General features: G+C 70.3%; 20 protein-coding genes and 1 pseudogene. 18 read left to right on the top strand and 3 right to left on the bottom strand.

All coding sequences use genetic code 11. The annotated features are described in order from the left end of the window. Nucleotides 1-515 precede the first annotated feature (515 nt). From AF335_RS24735 to AF335_RS24650, 18 genes and pseudogenes are all read left to right on the top strand, one after another. On the top strand, nt 516-1631 hold the full coding sequence (locus AF335_RS24735; RefSeq protein ID WP_102920630.1) for an LCP family protein: 1116 nt from the start codon (nt 516-518) through the stop codon (nt 1629-1631). A 165-nt stretch (nt 1632-1796) separates the two neighbouring features. Continuing rightward, nucleotides 1797-2018, top strand: a complete 222-nt coding sequence (gene rpmE / locus AF335_RS24730; protein WP_102920629.1) for a 50S ribosomal protein L31 — start codon at nt 1797-1799, stop codon at nt 2016-2018. 103 nt (nt 2019-2121) lie between these two features. Beyond that, the gene (gene prfA / locus AF335_RS24725) at nt 2122-3201 is read left to right on the top strand and encodes a peptide chain release factor 1 (RefSeq protein ID WP_102920628.1); all 1080 of its coding nucleotides are present in this window, start codon (nt 2122-2124) and stop codon (nt 3199-3201) included. A gap of 123 nt (nt 3202-3324) precedes the next feature. Next, the gene (gene prmC, locus AF335_RS24720) at nt 3325-4170 is read left to right on the top strand and encodes a peptide chain release factor N(5)-glutamine methyltransferase (RefSeq protein ID WP_102920897.1); all 846 of its coding nucleotides are present in this window, start codon (nt 3325-3327) and stop codon (nt 4168-4170) included. 191 nt (nt 4171-4361) lie between these two features. After that, on the top strand, nt 4362-5009 hold the full coding sequence (locus tag AF335_RS24715) for an L-threonylcarbamoyladenylate synthase (RefSeq protein ID WP_102920627.1): 648 nt from the start codon (nt 4362-4364) through the stop codon (nt 5007-5009). Further along, entirely contained in the window at nt 5006-5665 is a 660-nt protein-coding gene (locus tag AF335_RS24710; RefSeq protein ID WP_102920626.1) for an arsenate reductase/protein-tyrosine-phosphatase family protein, read from the top strand. Before AF335_RS24715 ends, AF335_RS24710 begins: the two co-directional genes overlap by 4 nt. A 209-nt stretch (nt 5666-5874) precedes the next feature. Continuing rightward, a complete protein-coding gene (locus tag AF335_RS24705) occupies nt 5875-7218 on the top strand; it encodes a serine hydroxymethyltransferase (RefSeq protein ID WP_102920625.1) in 1344 nt (447 codons plus the stop codon). Between the two features lie 100 nt (nt 7219-7318). Next, a pseudogene (locus AF335_RS24700) lies at nt 7319-8697 on the top strand (MraY family glycosyltransferase). A 337-nt stretch (nt 8698-9034) separates the two neighbouring features. Then, nucleotides 9035-9472: a Cg1360 family ATP-synthase-associated protein gene (locus AF335_RS24695; protein ID WP_102920624.1), complete on the top strand. Its 438-nt coding sequence runs from the start codon at nt 9035-9037 to the stop codon at nt 9470-9472. Nucleotides 9473-9733: 261 nt separating this feature from the next. After that, on the top strand, nt 9734-10543 hold the full coding sequence (atpB, locus tag AF335_RS24690) for a F0F1 ATP synthase subunit A (RefSeq protein ID WP_102920623.1): 810 nt from the start codon (nt 9734-9736) through the stop codon (nt 10541-10543). Between the two features lie 78 nt (nt 10544-10621). Further along, nucleotides 10622-10873 carry an ATP synthase F0 subunit C gene (gene atpE, locus AF335_RS24685; protein ID WP_087926250.1) on the top strand — a complete coding sequence of 84 codons (252 nt, stop codon included), beginning with the start codon at nt 10622-10624 and terminating at the stop codon, nt 10871-10873. 53 nt (nt 10874-10926) lie between these two features. Continuing rightward, nucleotides 10927-11478 (top strand): F0F1 ATP synthase subunit B, encoded by a 552-nt coding sequence (locus AF335_RS24680; protein ID WP_221504841.1) that lies wholly within the window; start codon nt 10927-10929, stop codon nt 11476-11478. Next, nucleotides 11475-12290 carry a F0F1 ATP synthase subunit delta gene (locus AF335_RS24675; protein WP_102920621.1) on the top strand — a complete coding sequence of 272 codons (816 nt, stop codon included), beginning with the start codon at nt 11475-11477 and terminating at the stop codon, nt 12288-12290. The genes AF335_RS24680 and AF335_RS24675 overlap by 4 nt, the downstream gene beginning before the upstream one ends. Before the next feature lie 140 nt (nt 12291-12430). Beyond that, on the top strand, nt 12431-14023 hold the full coding sequence (gene atpA, locus AF335_RS24670; protein ID WP_102920620.1) for a F0F1 ATP synthase subunit alpha: 1593 nt from the start codon (nt 12431-12433) through the stop codon (nt 14021-14023). 23 nt (nt 14024-14046) lie between these two features. Then, entirely contained in the window at nt 14047-14964 is a 918-nt protein-coding gene (locus AF335_RS24665; RefSeq protein WP_087926246.1) for a F0F1 ATP synthase subunit gamma, read from the top strand. A 5-nt stretch (nt 14965-14969) separates the two neighbouring features. Then, complete coding sequence (atpD, locus tag AF335_RS24660; RefSeq protein ID WP_102920619.1) at nt 14970-16412, top strand: F0F1 ATP synthase subunit beta; 1443 nt, start codon at nt 14970-14972, stop codon at nt 16410-16412. A 112-nt stretch (nt 16413-16524) separates the two neighbouring features. Then, the gene (locus AF335_RS24655) at nt 16525-16899 is read left to right on the top strand and encodes a F0F1 ATP synthase subunit epsilon (RefSeq protein ID WP_102920618.1); all 375 of its coding nucleotides are present in this window, start codon (nt 16525-16527) and stop codon (nt 16897-16899) included. A 118-nt stretch (nt 16900-17017) separates the two neighbouring features. After that, nucleotides 17018-17467: a DUF2550 domain-containing protein gene (locus AF335_RS24650; protein WP_087930412.1), complete on the top strand. Its 450-nt coding sequence runs from the start codon at nt 17018-17020 to the stop codon at nt 17465-17467. A 136-nt stretch (nt 17468-17603) separates the two neighbouring features. On the opposite strand, the gene AF335_RS24645 is transcribed toward AF335_RS24650, so the two are convergent. From AF335_RS24645 to AF335_RS24635, 3 genes are all read right to left on the bottom strand, one after another. Further along, nucleotides 17604-19886, bottom strand: coding sequence for a glycoside hydrolase family 18 chitinase (locus AF335_RS24645; RefSeq protein WP_244927142.1), 2283 nt, complete (start codon nt 19884-19886; stop codon nt 17604-17606). Nucleotides 19887-20077: 191 nt separating this feature from the next. Continuing rightward, nucleotides 20078-20803: a response regulator gene (locus tag AF335_RS24640; protein ID WP_102920616.1), complete on the bottom strand. Its 726-nt coding sequence runs from the start codon at nt 20801-20803 to the stop codon at nt 20078-20080. Further along, nucleotides 20800-22062 carry a sensor histidine kinase gene (locus tag AF335_RS24635; RefSeq protein WP_102920615.1) on the bottom strand — a complete coding sequence of 421 codons (1263 nt, stop codon included), beginning with the start codon at nt 22060-22062 and terminating at the stop codon, nt 20800-20802. Before AF335_RS24635 ends, AF335_RS24640 begins: the two co-directional genes overlap by 4 nt. Between the last annotated feature and the right edge of the window lie 49 nt (nt 22063-22111).

Here is a 22111-nt window from a genome sequence, read left to right as displayed (position 1 = left end):
CCCGGTCCGAGCTCGACTTTCTGCCCGGCCCCGGGCAACAACCTCTCAGCCCGGTTCCGGGCAACAACTCAGCCCGTCTGGGGGCACCTCCCAGCGTTAGCTGGGGGAGATTGAGGACCGGGGTCCGGGGCGGAGCCCCCCCGCGCGGCGGAGCCGCACATCGGATGCAGCGGGAAGGGGCGGGACCGGGGAAAAATCCCGCCGTGACCTCCCCGTGACCTTTTGAGAGATGCACCACAGGGCCGGACCTCGCAAATGGCCGGAACCGACAGCCCCGCATTGGCCGAAAGCGCAGGTCGCGATGGGGGTGAAAGATCCATTTATCCCCCCGCGGCCACCCCGTTTCTAAGAAGGTCCTCAGAAACCGCTGTGCAACCCTGACGCAGGCTTCCCCGTCATGACAGATGACGGCGGACCCGGGCCGGACCGGCCCGACAGGGCCGGGGCCGCCGAGACCAGGGCGGCCGGATCGGCGGGGGCAGCCGAGAACCAGCGGAGAACAGAGGGACACGACCATGGCTGACGACAGCAAGAGCACGAGGGCGGGAGCGCACCGCCGCCGTGCCCGCGGGTCCGGCGGCCGCCGTCGCAAGGCCCGTACGCGCCGCAAGGGCCGAATAGCCCTCTGGACGGCCGGCGGGCTCGTCCTCGTCGCCGGCGCGGGCGCCGGCGTCCTGTACTTCAAGTTCAACGGCAATCTGCACAGCGTCGACATCAACGCGGCGCTCGGCAAGAACCGCCCCGAGAACGTCGACAACGGCTCCCAGGACATCCTCGTCCTCGGCTCCGACTCCCGGGCCGGTGCCAACAGCGCCTACGGCAGGGACGAGGGCAGCTCCCGCTCCGACACGGCGATGATCGTCCACGTCTACGCGGGTCACAAGAAGGCCAGCGTCGTCAGCATCCCCCGGGACACCATCGTGCCCCGCCCCGAGTGCCGGACGACCGACGGCAAGAAGAGCCCGGCCGTCAAGCGCGCGCAGTTCAACGAGGCGTACTCGGTGGGCGGCGCGGCCTGCGCGGTCGCGACCGTCGAGGCGATGACCAACATCCGGATGGATCACTATCTGGAGGTCGACTTCGCCGGCTTCCAGAAGCTGATCGACAAGCTCGGCGGCGTCGAGGTCACCACCACCAAGCCGATCAAGGACAAGTGGAGCCACCTCGACCTGGCGGCGGGCACCCACACCCTCAACGGCGAGCAGTCCCTCGGCCTGGTCCGCACCCGGCACGGCGTGGGCGACGGCGGCGACCTCGGCCGGATCAAGCTCCAGCAGGCGTTCGTCAAGGCGCTGCTGGACCAGATCAAGCACGTGGGCCTGTTCACCAGCCCCACCAAGCTCTACGGGATCGCCGACACCGCCACCAAGGCGCTCACCACCGACCGCGAGCTGGCCTCCGTCGACAAGCTGTACTCGTTCTCCAACGGTCTCAAGGGCATCGGCTCCGACGACATGCAGATGGTGACGCTGCCGGTCGCGGACGACCCCCTGGATCACAACCGGGTGATCCCGGTGACCGAGGCGACCGAGCCGCTCTGGACGGCGCTCCGGGCCGACCGGGAGATCCCGGAAGCCGTGCTCAAGGAGGCCGCGGGCGCCAAGACCGGTGCCGAGGGCGTCGTCAAATAGCCCGCCGTCCCCCGGAGCACCAGGGGAAACGGCCGGCGGAATAACCGGCCGCCACCTCTCGTTTTGGGGGATACGGCCAGTGCTGGCAAACTGGTACGTCGGCCCCGGTTCACGTACGGCAATCCCGCCCTGCGACCCGGCGCCCTCCCGAACCTAGGAGATCCCTTGAAGCGCGACATCCACCCGGATTACGTCGAGACCCAGGTCAGCTGCACCTGTGGCGCGTCGTTCACCACCCGTAGCACCGTCGCCGGCGGCAACATCCGCGCCGACGTCTGCTCCGAGTGCCACCCGTTCTACACGGGCAAGCAGAAGATCCTCGACACCGGTGGCCGCGTGGCGCGGTTCGAGGCCCGCTTCGGCAAGGCCGCCGCTGCCAAGAAGTAGCGACCCGCAGGCGCCGGTTCCCGGTCGCCCTTCGTGCGCGAGGGGTGACCGGACCGGCGCTTTGTCGTCCAGCAGGCCCGTCACTTCCAGCTAGGGAAACTTGATGTTCGAGGCAGTCGAGGAACTGATCGGTGAGCACGCCGACCTCGAGAAGCGGCTCGCCGACCCCGCCGTACACGCGGACCAGGCAAACGCCCGCAAGCTCAACAAGCGCTACGCCGAGCTGACGCCGATCGTCGCGACCTACCGCTCCTGGAAGCAGGCCGGCGACGACATCGAGACCGCGCGCGAGCTGGCCCAGGTCGACTCCGACTTCGCCGCCGAGGTCAAGGAGCTGGACAAGCAGCGCGAGGCCCTCACCGAGAAGCTGCGCCTGCTGCTGGTGCCCCGCGACCCCAGCGACGACAAGGACGTCATCCTCGAGGTCAAGGCCGGCGCCGGCGGCGACGAGTCGGCGCTCTTCGCCGGCGACCTGCTGCGCATGTACCTGCGCTACGCCGAGCGGGTGGGCTGGAAGACCGAGATCATCGACTCCACCGAGTCCGAGCTGGGCGGCTACAAGGACGTCCAGGTCGCCGTGAAGACCAAGGGCGGCCAGGGCGCCACCGAGCCCGGCCAGGGCGTCTGGGCCCGGCTGAAGTACGAGGGCGGGGTGCACCGCGTCCAGCGCGTGCCCGCCACCGAGTCCCAGGGCCGCATCCACACCTCCGCCGCCGGCGTGCTCGTCACGCCCGAGGCCGAGGAGGTCGACGTCGAGATCAACATGAACGATCTGCGCATCGACGTCTACCGCTCCTCCGGCCCCGGCGGCCAGTCCGTCAACACCACCGACTCCGCGGTCCGCATCACCCACCTGCCGACCGGCGTCGTCGCCTCCTGCCAGAACGAGAAGAGCCAGCTCCAGAACAAGGAGCAGGCCCTGCGCATCCTGCGCTCGCGACTGCTCGCGGCCGCCCAGGAGAAGGCCGAGGCCGAGGCCGCCGACGCGCGCCGCAGCCAGGTCCGCACCGTCGACCGCTCCGAGAAGATCCGGACGTACAACTTCCCGGAAAACCGCATCTCGGACCACCGGGTCGGCTTCAAGGCGTACAACTTGGACCAGGTGCTCGACGGCGACCTGGACGCGGTGATCCAGGCATGCGTCGACGCCGACTCCGCCGCGAAGCTGGCCGCCGCCGGCTGACCGGCCATGTCAGGCCCGTCCCGCCCGCCGGGCGGGCCCGACGCCCCCGGCCCGGCCGGGGACACCTCCCGGCGCGAGCCGGGGGAGACCGAGGACACCGTACGAACGCGCGAGAGGACCACCGTGAACCTGCTGCTCGCCGAGGTGGCGCAAGCCACCCAGCGGCTGGCCGACGCCGGCGTACCTTCGCCGCGCTTCGACGCGGAGGAGCTCGCCGCCTTCGTGCACGGCGTCAAACGGGGTGAGCTGCACAACGTCGCGGACGCCGACTTCGACGCCCGCTACTGGGAGGCCGTCGCCCGCCGCGAGGCCCGTGAGCCCCTCCAGCACATCACCGGCCGCGCCTTCTTCCGCTACCTGGAGCTCCAGGTCGGCCCCGGCGTCTTCGTGCCCCGCCCCGAGACCGAGTCGGTCGTCGGCTGGGCCATAGACGCCGTGCGCGCCATGGACGTGGTCGAGCCGCTGATCGTCGACCTGTGCACCGGCTCCGGCGCCATCGCGCTCGCCCTGGCCCAGGAGGTGCCCCGGTCCCGGGTGCACGCCGTCGAGCTGGACGAGACCGCGCTCGGCTGGGCCCGCAAGAACGTCGAGGGCTCCCGGGTCACCCTCCACCACGGCAACGCCCTCACCGCGCTGCCCGAGCTCGACGGCCAGGTCGACCTGGTGGTCAGCAACCCCCCGTACATCCCGCTCACCGAGTGGGAGTACGTCGCCCCCGAGGCCCGCGACCACGACCCCGAGCTGGCGCTCTTCTCCGGCGAGGACGGCCTCGACACCATCCGCGGCATCGAGCGCACCGCCCACCGGCTGCTGCGCCCTGGCGGCGTCGTCGTGATCGAGCACGCCGACACCCAGGGCGGCCAGGTGCCGTGGATCTTCACAGAGGAGAAGGGGTGGGCGGACGCAGCCGACCACCCCGATCTCAACAAACGCCCGCGGTTCGCGACGGCCCGTAGGGCTACGGCGTGACCGGGGCCACGGGACCTTCTACGAGGAGGTCCGTTAAGTGACTCCTCCCCCGAAGGGGCTTCTCACTCGACCGCAGGAGGCCTCATGACGGACAAGCCCTGCCCGGTGCCTCAAGGCAACGGGACGGATCGTAGCAACGCGGTGACGTTCCGCGTTGGCGGATCCAGGAATCGCTTCCCGAAGGAGATGTGATGGCACGGCGATACGACTGCAGCGACGCGACCGACCGTAAGACCGGTCTGCGTGAGGCGGTCGCCGCGGTCCGCCGCGGCGAGCTGGTCGTGCTGCCCACCGACACCGTGTACGGCATCGGCGCGGACGCCTTCAGCCGGGACGCCGTGGGCGGGCTCCTGGAGGCCAAGGGCCGCGGCCGCGGCATGCCCTCGCCCGTCCTGGTCGGCTCCCCCAACACCCTGCACGGCCTCGTCACGGACTTCTCCGAGCAGGCGTGGGAGCTCGTCGACGCCTTCTGGCCCGGCGCGCTGACCCTGGTCGCCAACCACCAGCCGTCGCTCACCTGGGACCTCGGGGAGACCCACGGCACGGTGGCCGTCCGGATGCCGCTGCACCCCGTCGCCATCGAGCTGCTCACCGAGTTCGGCCCGATGGCCGTCTCCAGCGCCAACCTCACCGGTCACCCGGCGCCGCAGGACTGCGACGCCGCCCAGGAGATGCTCGGCGACTCCGTCTCCGTCTACCTCGACGGCGGCCCCACCCCCGCCGACGTGCCGTCCTCCATCGTGGACGTCACCGGCAAGGTCCCCGTCCTGCTGCGCGCCGGTGCCATCAGCGCCGAGCAGCTGCGCGAGGTAGTACCCGACCTCGAGGTGGCGAATTGATCGCCCCGCAGGGGCGTGGCATAGCGGGACCGGGCACGGACAGCACCACCGACACCTTCCGCATCCTCCACGTCAGCACCGGCAACGTCTGCCGCTCGCCCATCACCGAGCGGCTGTCCCGGCATGCCCTCGCCGACCGCCTCGGAGACCCCTTCGCCGGCGGTCTGGTGGTGGAGAGCGCGGGCACCTGGGGCCACGAGGGCGCCCCGATGGAGGCGCACGCCGCCACCGTCCTGGCCGACCTCGGCGCCGACCCGCACGGCTTCATCGGCCGTGAGCTGCTCGACGAGCACGTGATCCGCGCGGACCTGGTGCTGACCGCGACCCGCGACCACCGCGCCCAGGTCATCTCCATGGGCCACTCCGCGGGCCTGCGCACCTTCACGCTCAAGGAGTTCACCCGGCTCGTACGGGCCATAGACCCCGCGACGCTCCCCGACCCCGAGCGGGCCGGCGGGGTGGTCGACCGGGCCCGCGCCCTGGTCCAGGCCGCCGCCGCGCTGCGCGGCTGGCTGCTGGCCCCGAACGCGGAGGCGGACGAGGTCCACGACCCGTACGGCGCCCCGATCACCTTCTTCCGCTCCATCGGCGACGAGATCAACCAGGCGCTCGACCCGGTCCTCACCGCGCTCACCGGGGTCGCGGGCCGCTCCTGAGCACCCGTCCGCCGGGCCGGGACGGGCCGGCAGACGCTGATGGGCGCTGATGAGCGCCGCCGGGAAGGCCACCGCTCCCGGCCGGGAGCGAGCGGACCCGGATACGTCCGGCGATCGCCGGACGGCTGCCGGGCATATGCCTCGCCGTGGGCCTACATTGGTGCCAGGACCACCTCCGCGAGGGCCCGCCGCACAGGCCGGAGGCAGCGATGCCCGCCACCCGAGCTTCCACCAGCGACTCCGGCGCGCCTCCAGCCGGCGCCCCGGGCCGGCCGCGCCCCGGCTGGGAGGGCGGCTTCGAGGCGCTGCTGCGGCAGGACCCCGAGCTCGCCGGGATCGTCGCGGGCGAGGCCCGCCGTCAGGCGGACGCCCTCCAGCTGATCGCCGCCGAGAACTTCACCTCGCCCGCCGTCCTCGCCGCGCTCGGCTCCCCGCTGGCCAACAAATACGCGGAGGGCTATCCGGGCGCCCGCCACCACGGTGGCTGCGAGCTGGTCGACCTCGCCGAGCGGATCGCCGTCGACCGCGCCAAGGCCCTCTTCGGCGCGGAGCACGCCAACGTCCAGCCGCACTCCGGTTCGTCCGCCGTACTCGCCGCCTACGCCGCGCTGCTGTGCCCCGGGGACACCGTGCTCGCCATGGCCCTGCCGCAGGGCGGGCACCTCACCCACGGCTCCCCGGCGAACTTCTCCGGCCGGTGGTTCGACTTCGTCGGCTACGGGGTCCGCCGCGACACCGGCCTGATCGACTACGCGCAGGTCCGCGCCCTCGCCCGTGAGCACCGGCCCAAGGCCGTCGTCTGCGGCTCGGTCTCCTACCCCCGCCACCCCGACTACGCCGCCTTCCGCGACATCGCCGACGAGGTGGGCGCCTATCTCGTCGCGGACGCCGCCCACCCCATCGGGCTGATCGCCGGGGGAGCGGCGCCCAGCCCCGTCCCGTACGCGGACGTGGTCTGCGCCACCACCCACAAGGTGCTGCGCGGCCCGCGCGGCGGGCTGCTGCTGTGCCGGGCGGACCTGGCGGGCAGGATCGACCGGGCGGTCTTCCCGTTCACCCAGGGCGGCGGCCAGATGCACACCGTGGCGGCCAAGGCCGTCGCCTTCGGCGAGGCCGCCGGACCCGCCTTCACCGCGTACGCCCATCAGGTCGTGGCCAACGCCCGCACGCTTGCCGCCGCCCTGGCCGCTGAGGGCCTCACCGTGACCACGGGCGGCACCGACACGCACATGATGACCCTCGACGTCTCCGGGCTCGCCCTGGACGCCGTCACGGCCCGCGGCAGGCTCGCGGCCTGCGGAGTCGTCCTGGACACCTGCGGATTGCCGCACGGCGCCCCCGGGCTGCGGCTGGGGGCCGCGGCCGTCACCACCCAGGGCATGCGCGAGCCCGAGATGGCCCGGATCGCGGTGCTCATGGGGGCGGCGCTGCGCGGCGAGGGCCCCGGGGGCGCGGGGGCGGGGGAGACCAGGGGCACCCGGGGGATCCGTTCGGCGGTCGCCGAGCTGGTCGCCGCCTTCCCGCCCTACCGTCCTTACCCGGACCACATCTGACACCTGGAACCATCGCGGGATGGCCGTTCGTCTGGAGCTGTATTCACGGATCGGGGGCGGACGCGAATATGGTGTGGGGCTGTGATGTCCAGCGAGATCTCTGGGGCAGCCCGTGCGTGAATACCTGCTGACGTTGTGCGTCACCGCAGCGGTCACCTATCTGCTGACGGGGCCGGTGCGGAAGTTCGCGATCGTGGCCGGGGCGATGCCGGAGATCCGCGCGCGCGACGTGCACCGCGAACCGACGCCACGCCTCGGCGGCATCGCGATGTTCGGCGGGCTGTGCGCGGGGCTGCTGGTCGCCGCGCACCTGTCGAACCTCGGCAAGGTCTTCGAGCTCGGCAGCGAGCCCCGGGCCCTGCTCTCCGGCGCGGGCCTGATCTGGATCCTGGGCGTCCTGGACGACAAGTGGGGCGTCGACGCCCTGGTGAAGCTGGGCGGCCAGATGATCGCCGCGGGTGTGATGGTCCTCCAGGGCCTGACCATCCTGTGGATCCCGGTGCCCGGCGTCGGCACGGTCTCGCTGACCTCGATGCAGGGCACGCTGCTCACCGTGGCGCTGGTCGTGATCACCATCAACGCGGTCAATTTCGTCGACGGCCTGGACGGCCTGGCCTCGGGCATGGTCTGCATCGCCGCCGCGGCGTTCTTCCTCTACGCGTACCGCCTGTGGTTCGGCCACAACGTGGAGGCGGCCGCGCCCGCGACGCTGTTCGCCGCCGTCCTGATGGGCATGTGCCTGGGCTTCCTGCCGCACAACATGCACCCCGCGCGCATCTTCATGGGCGACTCCGGCTCGATGCTCATCGGGCTGGTGCTGGCCGCGGGCGCCATCTCCATCACCGGCCAGGTCGACCCGGACCTGCTCTACCAGCAGGTCGGTGGCGAGCGGAACGCCGTGCAGACGATGGTGCCGGTCTACATCCCGCTGCTGCTGCCGCTGACGGTCATCGCGGTGCCGGTCGCGGACCTGCTGCTGGCGATCGTCCGGCGGACCTGGAACGGCCAGTCGCCGTTCGCCGCGGACCGCGGCCACCTGCACCACCGGCTGCTGGAGCTCGGGCACTCGCACAGCCGGGCCGTCCTGATCATGTACTTCTGGTCGGCGCTCATCGGCTTCGGCACGGTCGCCTACTCGGTGCACTCGGCGAGTGTCTGGATCGTGCTCCTGATCGTGGCGCTGAGCGCGGTCGGCCTGGTCCTCCTGCTGCTGCCGCGCTTCAAGCCGCGCGCGCCGCGCTGGGCCGAGTCGTTCGTGCCGCCGCGCTACCGCCGCCGGGCCGTGGCGGCCGCCGCCGGCGCCCGGGCCCGGCCGGGGCCGCGGCGGCCGAGGCGGCGGGCCTGCACGGCGCCACCGCGGTGGGCCCGCAGGCCGAGGGGGAGGAGCGGGAGCCGGTCCCGGCCGGGCTGCACGGCGCGACGGCCATCGGCGACCGCTCGCGGTTCACCCACGCCCGGAAGATCAGCAGCCCCCGCTGAGGGCGCCCAAGGGCCGGAACCGGAAGGAACCGACCGGAACCGTCCGGAATCGACGGGTCACAGAGAGGTCACGAAGGGCCGAGCGGAGGACGGGCCTCTAGCAGAGGGATCAGGGTCTCGTCAGCGCTACGACCAGCCACTTCACCCTTGCGTGTGATGTCCAGCACACGATGTAGGTAAAGACCTCATCAAATAGTTTGTGATACCGTTCACGAAACCCGGTGCTGAAGCCGAAGGACCGTAGTGCGGCGGTCCTTCGTCGCGAGTTCATGTCTCACTCCCGGGGATACGCTCGTTCACGACGAATCGTTGCTTCCGATCGCCGGAGAAACCCTTCATGCAGTCCAACGACGCCCGAACACTCCTTCAGTGCGCCGTCCCGACCGCCGCCGCCGGTGCGGTCGCAGTCGCCGTCAGCGGAGCGCTGGCCGGGGGCGAGGGCGCGATCGGCGGTGCCGTCGGCACGCTGGTCGCGGGCGGCGTCATGGCCATGGGGCTCTACGTTCTCCAGCGCACGGCCAAGTCCTTCCCGCACTTGTTCCAGGCCATGGGCCTGGTTCTCTATGTGACGCAGTTCCTGATCGCCGCCGTCGTGCTGGCGGTCTTCCGGGACACGTCGCTCTTCAACACCCGGGCCTTCGCGTTCTCCCTGCTCGCCGCGGTCCTCGTGTGGACCGCCGCGCAGACGCGGGCGTACCTGAAGGCCAAGATCCTTTATGTGGATCCGGAATCCGCCGAGGCGAAGAAGTCCGCGCCCGCCGGGTCTCCGACGTGACCGGTAGGGCCGGAATAAAGGTGCCGGCGCTCACCTGCTATCGTCCGGTGCCATCTGAGGCACAGTGGGCGCAGGCGGCTGAACTCCCGAGTTTCCCGGGACGGAATCGGCGGTCCATGCAGCTGATGCCGAATACCCCGACCGGCCCCGCGCCGATCACGCCCCCCATCCGCATGACCAGTCCAGTGCCGTTCCGCGGCTGCGCGCCGTGCCGACACAACGAGGTTGCCGTACCTATGCGCCACGCTGAAGGAGCTCGCGGTGAGTGCTGACCAGATGCTCGCCTTCGAGACCGATTGCCACATCTTCGATGGGTGCGGCTTCCCGGCCCCAGGGCTTCACTCGTTCCTGTTCGAACCGATCTTCAGCATTGGCGGCTTCGACTTCAACAAGCCGATGCTGCTGGCCGTCCTGAGCACGGTCGTGATCATCGGTTTCTTCTGGGCGGCGTTCGGCCGGGCCAAGGTGGTCCCGGGCAAGTTGCAGATGGTCGGTGAGGCGGGCTACGACTTCGTGCGCCGCGGCATCGTCTATGAGGCGCTCGGCAAGAAGGAGGGCGAGAAGTACGTCCCCCTGATGGTCTCGCTGTTCTTCTTTGTCTGGATCATGAATCTCTGGTCGATCATTCCGGTCGCCCAGTTCCCCGTGACCTCGATCATCGCCTTCCCGGCGGCGCTCGCCCTGATCGTCTACGTCCTGTGGATGTTCCTGACGTTCAAGAAGCACGGCTTCATCGGCGGCCTGAAGAACATCACGGGCTACGACAAGGCGCTGGGACCGATCCTCCCGCTGGCAGTGGTCCTCGAGTTCTTCTCGAACGTGATCATCCGCCCGTTCACCCACGCGGTCCGACTCTTCGCCAACATGTTCGCCGGCCACCTGCTGATCCTGATGTTCACGGTCGCCAGCTGGTACCTGCTGAACGGCATCGGGATCGCCTACGCCGGTGTGTCCTTCGTGATGACCATCGTGATGACCGCCTTCGAGCTCTTCATCCAGGCCGTCCAGGCGTACGTCTTCGTGCTGCTGGCCACCAACTACGTCCAGGGCGCTCTCGCCGAGCATCACTGAGCCCCACCCGGACCCCCGTCCACGCAATCGTCCGGTGGCCAACCCCCACCGGTCCGTGAAAGAGAAGGAAGAACGAGCATGTCTGCTGCTCTCCAGACCATCGCCGCTGGTGTCGAGATCAAGGGCAACCTGGGCTCGATCGGCTACGGCCTCGCCGCGATCGGCCCCGGCGTCGGCGTCGGCATCGTCTTCGGTAACGGCACCCAGGCGCTGGCCCGCCAGCCCGAGGCCGCCGGCCTGATCCGCGCCAACCAGATCCTCGGCTTCGCCTTCTGTGAGGCGCTCGCCCTGATCGGTCTGGTCATGCCGTTCGTCTACCCGTCTGCCTGATCGCAGCCTGACGACCACTGTTTTCGACGGAAGGCATTGATGTGAACGCCCTGATGTTGGCGTCGGAGGGGGAAATGGAACCCCCCCTCCTCCCGCCGCTCCCAGAGCTCGTCATCGGCCTGATCGCCTTCGCCATCGTCTTCTTCTTCCTCGCCAAGAAGCTCCTCCCGACGATCAACAAGTCTCTGGACGAGCGTCGCGAGGCCATCGAAGGCGGCATGGAGAAGGCCGAGGCCGCCCAGGCCGAGGCTCAGCAGGTGCTCGAGGACTACCGGGCCCAGCTCGCCGATGCCCGCCACGAGGCTTCCCGGCTGCGCCAGGAAGCCCAGGAACAGGGTGTCGCGCTGATCGCCGACATGCGGTCCGAGGGCCGGCGCCAGCGCGAGGAGATCATCGCTGCCGGCCACGCCCAGATCGAGGCCGACCGCAAGGCCGCCGCGGCCTCGCTCCGCCAGGACGTGGGCAAGCTCGCCGGCGACCTGGCCGGACGGATCGTCGGCGAGTCCCTCGCGGACGCGTCCCGGCAGAGCCGTACCGTCGACCGCTTCCTCGATGACCTCGAGGCCAAGGCGGCCGACCAGAAGAAGGCCGAGGCCACCCGATGAGCGGAGCGAGCCGGGAGGCACTGGCCTCCGCACGCGAGAGCCTCGACGCACTCGCGGACAACACGTCCGTGGACGCGGCGAAGCTCGCCGACGAGCTCGCCGCGGTCACCGGGCTGCTCGACCGCGAGGTCTCGCTGCGCCGGGTCCTCACCGACCCGGCACAGAGCGGCGAGGCCAAGGCCGGGCTGGCACGGCGTCTGATCGGCGGACAGGTCGGCGGCGAGACCGCGGACCTGCTGGCCGGCATGGTCCGCTCCCGCTGGTCGCGCTCGCGTGACCTGGTGGACGCGGCCGAGGAGCTCGCCTCCGGTGCCGACCTCATCGCCGCCGAGCGCGCGGGCGTCCTGGACGACGTCGAGGACGAGCTGTTCCGCTTCGGCCGGATCGTGGGCTCCAGCAGCGAGCTCCGTGCCGCGCTGACGGACAAGGTCGCCGACCGCACGGCCAAGGCCGGGCTGGTCCGTGAGCTCCTGGGCGGCCGGGCCAACCCGGTCACCGAGCGGCTCGTGGCCCGACTGGTGACCGCGCCGCGTGGTCGTAGCCTGGAGTCGGGGCTCAACGCCCTCTCCAAGCAGGCCGCCGACCGCCGGGACCGGATGGTCGCGGAGGTCACCTCCGCGGTGCCGATGAGCGATGCCCAGAAGCAGCGCCTCGGTGACGCCCTGGCCAAGCTGTACGGCCGTCGTGTCCACCTCAACCTGGACGTGGACCCCGAGATCCTCGGTGGTGTCCAGGTGCGGATCGGCGACGAGGTCATCAACGGCAGCATCGCGGACCGTCTCGCCGAGGCGGACCGACGGATGGCCGGCTGACCAGCCACCAATTCAAGAGCATGACTGACGGCCCGGGTTGGGCCGACGGTGTCCTCCGGGGGCCCGCAGCGCGACCGCTGTGGGCACCACACCCCGGAGAAGAAATACTTCGGGCCCAACAAGGAGAGCAGGGAACCCAGATGGCGGAGCTCACGATCCGGCCGGAGGAGATCCGGGACGCGCTGGAGAACTTTGTCCAGGCGTACAAGCCGGACGCGGCCTCGCGCGAGGAGGTCGGTACGGTCAGCGTTGCCGGCGACGGCATCGCGAAGGTCGAGGGTCTTCCCTCGGCCATGGCGAACGAGCTGCTGCGGTTCGAGGACGGAACCCTCGGTCTCGCCCTCAACCTCGAGGAGCGCGAGATCGGTGCGGTCGTCCTCGGCGAGTTCAGCGGCATCGAGGAGGGCCAGCCGGTGCAGCGCACCGGTGAGGTGCTCTCCGTCGCGGTGGGCGAGGGCTACCTCGGCCGCGTCGTCGACCCGCTGGGCAACCCGATCGACGGCCTCGGCGAGATCGCGACCGAAGGACGCCGCGCCCTGGAGCTGCAGGCTCCCGGCGTCATGGTCCGTAAGTCGGTCCACGAGCCGATGCAGACCGGCCTCAAGGCCGTCGACGCCATGGTGCCGATCGGCCGTGGCCAGCGTCAGCTGATCATCGGTGACCGTCAGACCGGCAAGACCGCGCTGGCCGTCGACACGATCATCAACCAGCGCGACAACTGGCGCTCGGGCGACCCGAAGAAGCAGGTCCGCTGCATCTACGTCGCCATCGGCCAGAAGGGCTCCACCATCGCGTCCGTGCGCGGCGCCCTGGAGGAGGCCGGCGCCCTGGAGTACACGACGATCGTCGCCGCTCCCGCGTCCGACCCGGCCGGCTTCAAGTACCTCGCCCCGTACACCGGCTCGGCCATCGGTCAGCACTGGATGTACCAGGGCAAGCACGTCCTGATCGTCTTCGACGACCTCTCGAAGCAGGCCGACGCCTACCGCGCCGTGTCCCTGCTGCTGCGCCGCCCGCCGGGCCGTGAGGCGTACCCGGGTGACGTCTTCTACCTGCACTCGCGTCTGCTGGAGCGCTGCGCCAAGCTCTCCGACGAGATGGGTGCCGGTTCGATGACCGGTCTGCCGATCGTCGAGACCAAGGCCAACGACGTCTCGGCGTTCATCCCGACCAACGTCATCTCCATCACCGACGGCCAGTGCTTCCTGGAGTCCGACCTGTTCAACGCGGGCCAGCGCCCGGCGCTGAACGTCGGTATCTCGGTCTCCCGCGTCGGTGGCTCCGCCCAGCACAAGGCCATGAAGCAGGTCTCCGGCCGACTCCGTGTCGACCTCGCCCAGTACCGCGAGCTGGAGGCGTTCGCCGCCTTCGGTTCCGACCTGGACGCGGCCTCGAAGTCGCAGCTGGAGCGCGGCAAGCGCATGGTCGAGCTGCTGAAGCAGGGCCAGTACGCCCCGTACTCCGTCGAGGACCAGGTCGTCTCCGTCTGGGCCGGCACCACCGGCAAGATGGACGATGTGCCGGTCGAGGACATCCAGCGCTTCGAGCGCGAGATGCTCGACTACCTGGGCCGCGAGCACAAGGGCCTGATGACCAGCATCGTCGAGGGCGGCAAGATGTCCGACGACACCCTCCAGGCGCTCGCCGACGCCATCGCCACCTTCAAGAAGCAGTTCGAGACCTCGGACGGCAAGCTTCTCGGTGACGACGCCGCGGCCGGCTCCGCGAAGTGACCACGACGGAAGGGACCTGATCCATGGGAGCCCAGCTCCGGGTCTACAAGCGTCGCATCCGCTCCGTCACCGCGACCAAGAAGATCACCAAGGCGATGGAGATGATCGCCGCCTCGCGCATCGTCAAGGCGCAGCGCCAGGTGGCGGCATCGACGCCGTACGCGAGTGAGCTCACTCGCGCGGTGACGGCAGTGGCGACCGGCTCGAACACCAAGCACGCCCTGACCACCGAGGTCGAGAACCCGGTCCGGGCCGCGGTGCTGCTCGTCACGAGCGACCGCGGTCTGGCCGGCGGCTACTCCTCCAACGCCATCAAGGCCGCGGACCGCCTCACCGAGCGCCTGCGCTCGGAGGGCAAGGACGTCGTCACGTACATCATCGGCCGCAAGGGCGTGGCGTACTACGGCTTCCGGGAGCGCCCGGTCGTCGAGTCGTGGACCGGCTTCACCGACAGCCCGACCTACGCGGACGCCAAGAAGGTCGCGGGCCCGCTGATCGAGGCCGTCCAGCTGGACACGGCCGAGGGCGGCGTCGACGAGCTGCACATCGTCTTCACCGAGTTCGTCTCGATGATGACGCAGTCGCCGGTCGAGAAGCGGCTGCTGCCGCTGACCCTCGACAAGTCGGAGGAGGACGAGGAGGCCGCGAAGGGCAAGATCCTTCCGCTCTTCGACTTCGAGCCCTCGGCGGAGGACGTCCTCGACGCGCTGCTGCCGCGGTACGTCGAGAGCCGTATCTACAACGCCCTGCTGCAGTCGGCCGCTTCCGAGCACGCCGCCCGCCGCCGTGCGATGAAGTCGGCGACCGACAACGCCGGCGAACTCATCAAGTCGCTGTCGCGGCTTGCGAACGCGGCCCGCCAGGCCGAAATCACCCAGGAAATCAGCGAGATCGTCGGTGGCTCCAGTGCCCTGGCCGACGCTAACGCGGGGAGTGACTGACCACTATGACCACGACTGTTGAAACCGCCACGGCCACCGGCCGCGTCGCGCGGGTCATCGGCCCGGTCGTCGACGTGGAGTTCCCCGTCGACGCGATGCCGGAGATCTACAACGCGCTGCACGTCCAGGTCGCCGACCCGGCCGAGGACGGCAAGCTCAAGACGCTGACCCTCGAGGTCGCGCAGCACCTGGGCGAGGGCCTGGTCCGCGCCATCTCGATGCAGCCCACCGACGGTCTGGTCCGCCAGGCCGCCGTCACCGACACGGGCGCGGGCATCACCGTCCCCGTCGGCGACGTCACCAAGGGCAAGGTGTTCAACACCCTCGGTGAGATCCTGAACAAGCCGGAGGCCGAGTCCGAGGTCACCGAGCGCTGGGCGATCCACCGCAAGGCGCCGAGCTTCGACCAGCTCGAGTCGAAGACCGAGATGTTCGAGACCGGCGTCAAGGTCATCGACCTTCTCACCCCGTACGTCAAGGGTGGAAAGATCGGTCTGTTCGGTGGTGCCGGTGTCGGCAAGACCGTGCTGATCCAGGAAATGATCTACCGCGTGGCCAACAACCACGACGGTGTGTCGGTGTTCGCCGGTGTCGGTGAGCGCACCCGTGAGGGCAATGACCTCATCGAGGAAATGACCGACTCGGGCGTCATCGACAAGACGGCGCTCGTCTTCGGCCAGATGGACGAGCCCCCGGGCACCCGTCTGCGCGTCGCCCTGGCCGGTCTGACCATGGCGGAGTACTTCCGCGATGTGCAGAAGCAGGACGTGCTCTTCTTCATCGACAACATCTTCCGTTACACCCAGGCCGGTTCCGAGGTGTCCACCCTGCTCGGCCGTATGCCGTCCGCGGTGGGTTACCAGCCGAACCTGGCGGACGAGATGGGTCTGCTGCAGGAGCGCATCACCTCGACGCGTGGTCACTCGATCACCTCGATGCAGGCGATCTACGTCCCCGCGGACGACCTGACCGACCCGGCCCCGGCCACGACCTTCGCGCACCTCGACGCGACGACCGTGCTGTCGCGTCCGATCTCGGAGAAGGGCATCTACCCGGCGGTCGACCCGCTGGACTCGACGTCCCGCATCCTGGACCCGCGCTACATCGCGAAGGAGCACTACGAGTGCGCCTCGCGCGTCAAGACGGTCCTGCAGAAGTACAAGGACCTTCAGGACATCATCGCGATCCTCGGTATCGACGAGCTGGGCGAAGAGGACAAGCTGGTCGTCCACCGCGCCCGTCGCGTCGAGCGCTTCCTGTCGCAGAACACCCACGTGGCGAAGCAGTTCACCGGCGTGGACGGTTCGGACGTGCCGCTCGACGAGTCGATCGCCGCGTTCAACGCGATCTGCGACGGTGAGTACGACCACTTCCCCGAGCAGGCGTTCTTCATGTGCGGTGGCATCGAGGACCTCAAGGCCAACGCCAAGGAGCTGGGCGTCTCCTAAGGCCCCGTGCCTTTCGACCGGGGGCGGGGCGCTCCCGCCCCCGGTCGTCACGTCCCCTATTCTTTGACCCAACACCTGCCGCACCCGGCAGGTGGAGACCCGAGGAGCCACGTTGGCTGCTGAGCTGCACGTCGAGCTGGTCGCGGCGGACCGAAGCGTCTGGTCCGGCGAGGCCACTCTGGTCATCGCGCGTACCACATCGGGTGACATCGGCGTCATGCCCGGCCACCAGCCGCTGCTCGGTGTGCTGGAGTCCGGCCCGGTGACCATCAAGACCGCCGAGGGCAATGTCGTCGCCGCGGTGCACGGTGGGTTCATCTCGTTCGCGGACGACAAGCTGTCGCTCGTCGCCGAGGTCGCCGAGCTGGCCGACGAGATCGACGTCCAGCGCGCCGAGCGCGCGCTGGAGCGTGCGAAGTCGGAGGCCGACGCGGCCGCCGAGCGTCGCGCGGATGTCCGGCTGCGTGCGGTCACGGGCGTTCACTAGCCCGCGACCCACAGAGATCGTCCCTCAGCCGCGGACCGCACTGGAACATTCCAGGGCGGTTCGCGGCTGAGGCAATACAGGTGCGGTTGCTCTAGATGATGCGAGGAGGTCGGTGGAGATGGTCCTCGCTCTGCTCGTGAGCGGCATCGTCGTCTTGCTGGTGCTGTTGGGGCTGTTCGTCTTCGGGCTGCGCAGACGGCTGATCCAGCGGTCCGGCGGTACCTTCGACTGCAGCCTGCGGTGGAACGTGCCCGAGACGGACCCGGCCCCGGACGGCAAGGGGTGGGTGTACGGCGTCGCCCGCTACAACAGTGACCGGATCGAGTGGTTCCGGGTCTTCTCGTACGCGTACCGGCCGCGCCGGCTGCTGGAGCGCGCGTCGATCGAGGTGCTGGAGCGGCGTCCCCCGCTGGGCGACGAGGAGCTCGCCCTGCTGTCCGACGCGGTCGTGCTGATCTGTTCGCACCGGGGCACGCGCCTGGAACTGGCGATGAGCGAGGACGCCCTCACGGGCTTCCTGGCCTGGCTGGAGGCGGCGCCTCCCGGCCAACGAGTCAATGTGGCTTAAATAGGGCTTCTCGTTGGTTGGGGGTCCCCCCGGACGAAGTCTGGGGGAGGGTGAATGTGGCTTAGCTTCCTGTGGCCTCAAACGCCGGCCGGGCTTGATAAAGCCTGGCCGGCGTTTGAGGCCGATCAGTCTGCGGTTACCGCAGACCGTTGTCCACGGCCGTCATCAGCGTGCCGCTGTCACCCGACATCTCCCAGATCATGACGCCGCCCAGGCCCTTCGTCTTCAGCCAGGCCGTCTTCTTCCCGATCGACCAGACGTCGTCGAAGGTCCACCACTGACCGTTGGCGCCGGTGTAGCCGTACGTGGCCACGGACTGCTCGTCGTGGTAGACGGTCAGGTTGGGCACGGACGCCAGCAGGTTGTCGTAGCCGCGCGTCCCGGCCTCCTCCGGGAACTGGCCGGGGGCCGCCCCGTTCGCCGTCTGCCACTCGCCGTGCGCCCCGCCCTCGGCGACCTGCTGCCAGCCGCGCCCGTAGAAGGCGAGGCCCAGGACGACCTTGCGGGGGTCGACGCCGGCGTCGAGGTACGTCTGTACGGTCGACTCGACGCTGAACTTCGTGGTGTACGGGTCCTGGGCGTCGGTGTAGAGGTTGCCCTGGTGGCCCGTGCGGTTCGGCTCCCAGCTGTTGTCGCTGCCGGAGCCGTGGAAGTCGTAGCCCTGGACGTTGGCGAAGTCCATGTAGTCGAAGACGCTGGGCGTGCCGTCCTTGGTGGTGATGTCCCAGCCCGCCTCGATCTTGCCCGGGTCGGCCGGGGTGAAGGCCGTGAGCAGGTACTTCTTACCCGTGGTGGAGCTCAGGGCGTCGAGCTGACGGCGGAATTCCGCGAAGAGCAGCGTGTTGTTGGCCTTGTCGTCCTTCGAGACGTGGTTGCCGGCGTGGCCCTCGGAGCCCGGCCACTCCCAGTCGATGTCGAAGCCGTCGAAGATCCCGGCCGCGGTACCGGCGCCGCCCCTTCCGTTCACCGCCGGCAGGTCGCCCTTGATGTACATGTCGATGCAGGACTTCACGAACTTCTGCCGGGAGGCGTCGGTCCGGGCGACGTCCGAGAAGTACTTGCTGTAGGTCCAGCCGCCGATGGACATGTTGATCTTGAGGTTGGGGTGTTTGGCCTTGAGCTTCTTCAGCTGGTTGAAGTTGCCGGCCAGCTTCTGGTCCCAGGTGTCGCCCACGCCGTCGATGGACTCGCCGGCCGCGAAGCCCTTCTCGTAGTCGGCCCAGGAGTCGCCCGCGCCGTCGCCCTGGCTGGGGTCCTGGGGGTTGGGAGTGGTGGCCTTGGTGACGCCATTGAGGCAGGTGAGGTCGGTGGGGTGGATATTGGAGAAGGAGTAGTTGATGTGGGTGAGCCTGGCGGCGGCGCCGGTGTTCTCCAGCGACTTCACCGTGTAGCCGCGCCCGTAGATGCCCCACTGGACGAAGTAGCCGACCTTGGCGCGGTCGACCGGCGGCTGGGTGCCGCCCCCGGTGGTCCGTACCGTCAGCGCGGGGCTCGCCTTGCCGGTCTGGCCGGCGGTGTCGCGGGCCACGACGGTGTAGGTGTAGTCGGTGCCCGCGGTGAGGCCGGTGTCCTTGTAGGTCAGCTTGGCCACGGTGGCGACCTTGGTGGTGCCGCGGTAGACGTCGTAGTTCTTGATGCCCTTGTCGTCGGTGGCGGCGGGCCACTTCAGGGTGACGGCCGTATCGGCGACCGCGGTGGCGACCGGGGTGCCGGGCGCGGAGGGCGGCTTGTCGGTGCCGCCGCCGGAGCCGGTGCGCAGGGTGGCGGAGGGGCTCGCGGGGCCGGTCTGGCCGGCGGTGTCCCGGGCGACGATCTTGTAGGTGTAGCCGGTGTCGGCGCTGAGGCCCGTATCGGTGAACGCCGTGGTGGAGACCGTGCCGACGACGGTCTCACCGCGGTAGACGTCGTAGTTCTTGACGCCCTTGTCGTCCGTGGCGGCGGCCCAGGTCAGCGAGATGCTGCTCTCGGTCACCCCGGTGGAGGAGGGCTGTCCCGGCGCGCTGGGCGGGGTGTCGACGGGGGAGCCCTCGCAGGGGCCGCCGTCGAGCTTGCAGCCGCTGGGGTCGCCGTTGCCCGCGGCGACGAAGCCGAAGGTGACGCTCGCGCCGGGCGCGATGGTGCCGTTGTACTCGCGGTTCTTGGCGGTGTAGTGGGTGCCCGAGCTGGTGATCAGCGCGTCCCAGTAGGCGCCGACGGTGGTGGAGGAGGGGAAGTCCCACTCGACGGTCCAGGAGTTGATGGTGGTGGTCCCGGTGTTCCGGACCGTCCACTCGGCCTGGTAGCCGGTGCCCCAGTCGGAGGTCTTCGCGAAGGTGGCGGTGGCCGCCGCCTGCTCGGCCGCGCGGGGTGCCGCCTGCGCGGCCGTGGAGAGCCCGACGAGGGCGGCGGCCGGGAGCAGGAGCGCGGAGAAGAGCGCCACGGCTCCGGGGAAGGGTCTGGATAAGGGGCGTCTGCTGCGTCGTGAGATACCTGTGCTCAAGGGTGCTCCTCGAGAGTGGGCCGGCTGGTGGGGGGCCGTTCTGCTGGCCGGTGCGCCGTCGGGTGAGTGTGCGCTATCCGGTCATCCTCACCACGACTGTGAGGGGAGGGTAGAAAGGTCCGTACCAATGGTCAAGAGGTCTGGACCATCCCCAACTCCTGTGCCAGCACCGCCGCTTGCACCCGGCTGCGCAGCTCCAGCTTGGCCAGCAACCGGCTGACGTGCGTCTTCACCGTCGCCTCCGCCATGTGCAGCCGCCCCGCGACCTCCGCGTTCGACAGCCCCTCGCCCAGACAGGCCAGCACCTCGCGCTCCCGGCGCGTCAGCGCGTCCAGCACCGAGGGGTCCGGCGCGCCCGGCGGGCGTACGGGCGCCGGGCGCGCGAACTCCGCGATCAGCCGGCGGGTCACCGCCGGCGAGATCAGGCCCTCGCCCCGGGCCACGGTCCGCACCGCCGCGACCAGCTCGGCCGCCTCGCTGTCCTTCAGCAGGAAGCCGGACGCGCCCGCGCGCAGCGCCCCGAAGACATACTCGTCCAGGTCGAAGGTGGTGAGCACCAGGACGTCCGCCAGCCCCTCGCCGGTCACCAGCCGGGTGGCCGACACCCCGTCCAGACGCGGCATCTGCACATCCATCAGCACCAGGTCCGGCCGCAGCTCCCGGGCCAGCCGGACGGCCTCCTCGCCGTCGGCCGCCTCCCCGACGACCTCGATGCCGGGCGCCGAACGCAGGATGAGGACCAGCCCGGAGCGCACGGCGGCCTGGTCCTCGGCGACCACGACCCGGACCGCCTCCCCGGCACCCTGGGCCGCACCCGTACCCGCCGCCTCCGGCGCCCCGTCACATCGCTCCGTCATCGGATCCCCTTCTCGGCCCTCTCGGCCCTCTCGGCCCTCTCGGCCCTCTCGGCCTTTTCCCGCACGGCCGCACCGGCCAGCGGCAGCAGCGCCCGTACCCGCCAGACCTTGCCCGCGGGACCCTGCGCCGGGCCCGCCTCGAACGTCCCGTCGAGCAGCGCCACCCGCTCGCCCATCCCGACCAGCCCCGCACCCGAACCCGGCGCCCGGGGCACCGGCGCGGCCCCGAACGGGCTGGTCACCTCGGTCAGCAGCGCCTCTTCACGCCCCGCCAGCCGTACCGTCACCTCGCCCGGCGCCGCGTGCTTCACCGCGTTCGTCAGTGACTCCTGCACGATGCGGTACGCCGCCAGCTCCACCGGCGCCGGCAGCGGGCCGGGGTCCCGCTCGTCCCGCAGCACGAACGTGAACCCGTCGTCCACCACGGCCTTACGGGCGTGCTCCAGCAGCGCGTCCACCCCGTCCAGCCGGGGTGTGGCCGCGGGCTCGCTCTCCGCGCCGGCCTGGCGCAGCAGCCCGATGAGCCGGCGCATCTCGGCCAGCCCCTGCACGCTGTTCTCCCGGATGACCACGAGCGCCTCGCGGGACGTGCCCGGCTCGTTTATCGACAGCGCCGCCGAGGAGTGGATCGCGATCGCCGACAGGTGGTTCGCCACCATGTCGTGCAGCTCCCGCGCCATCCGGGCGCGCTCCGCGCCCACCGCCTGCCTGCGGTCCAGCTCGGCCAGCAGCGCCGTCCGCTCGGCCTCCAGCCGGGCCGCGCGCGCCGCGTCCCGGTGCCGGCGGATGCCCACCCCGGTCCAGGCGGGCGCCACCAGGATCACCCCGACCCCGCACCCGATCAGCAGCGCCTCCGGCTTCCGCATCAGCACCACCGCCAGCAGTGTGGCCAGCAGGGTGAGGACCTCGCAGACCCGCGGGATCCGCCAGGCGACGGACGGCCGCCCGTACAGCACCGCCGCGTAGACGACGTCCGTGTACATGGCGACGGTCGCGACGAGCGAGCCCGAGCAGATGTCGACGGCGAGCGCGAGCGTGCCGATCACGAGACCCGTCAGCGGGGCGCCGCGCCGCAGCAGTTCCACCCCGCACATCACGACCAGCGCGACCAGGCTCAGCCACTTCGGCAGCCCGAACAGCGCCGGGTTGTTGCGCAGGCCGAGGAACCACAGGAGCAGGCCGCCGAACAGCCCGACGAGCGCGATGAGCACGTCGTCGCGCTCGGGGCGGCGGGGGAGACGGAGGGCGCTGGCCGGCATGCGTCCATCACAGCACGTGGGAGCGGGTGGGGTCGTCCTCTGCCGGGCG

This window comes from Streptomyces eurocidicus (assembly GCF_002891295.1).
GTDB classification, from domain to species: domain Bacteria; phylum Actinomycetota; class Actinomycetes; order Streptomycetales; family Streptomycetaceae; genus Streptomyces; species Streptomyces eurocidicus.
Note: the sequence above shows the minus strand (reverse complement) of the source record. Positions and strands in the feature narration are given on the sequence as shown.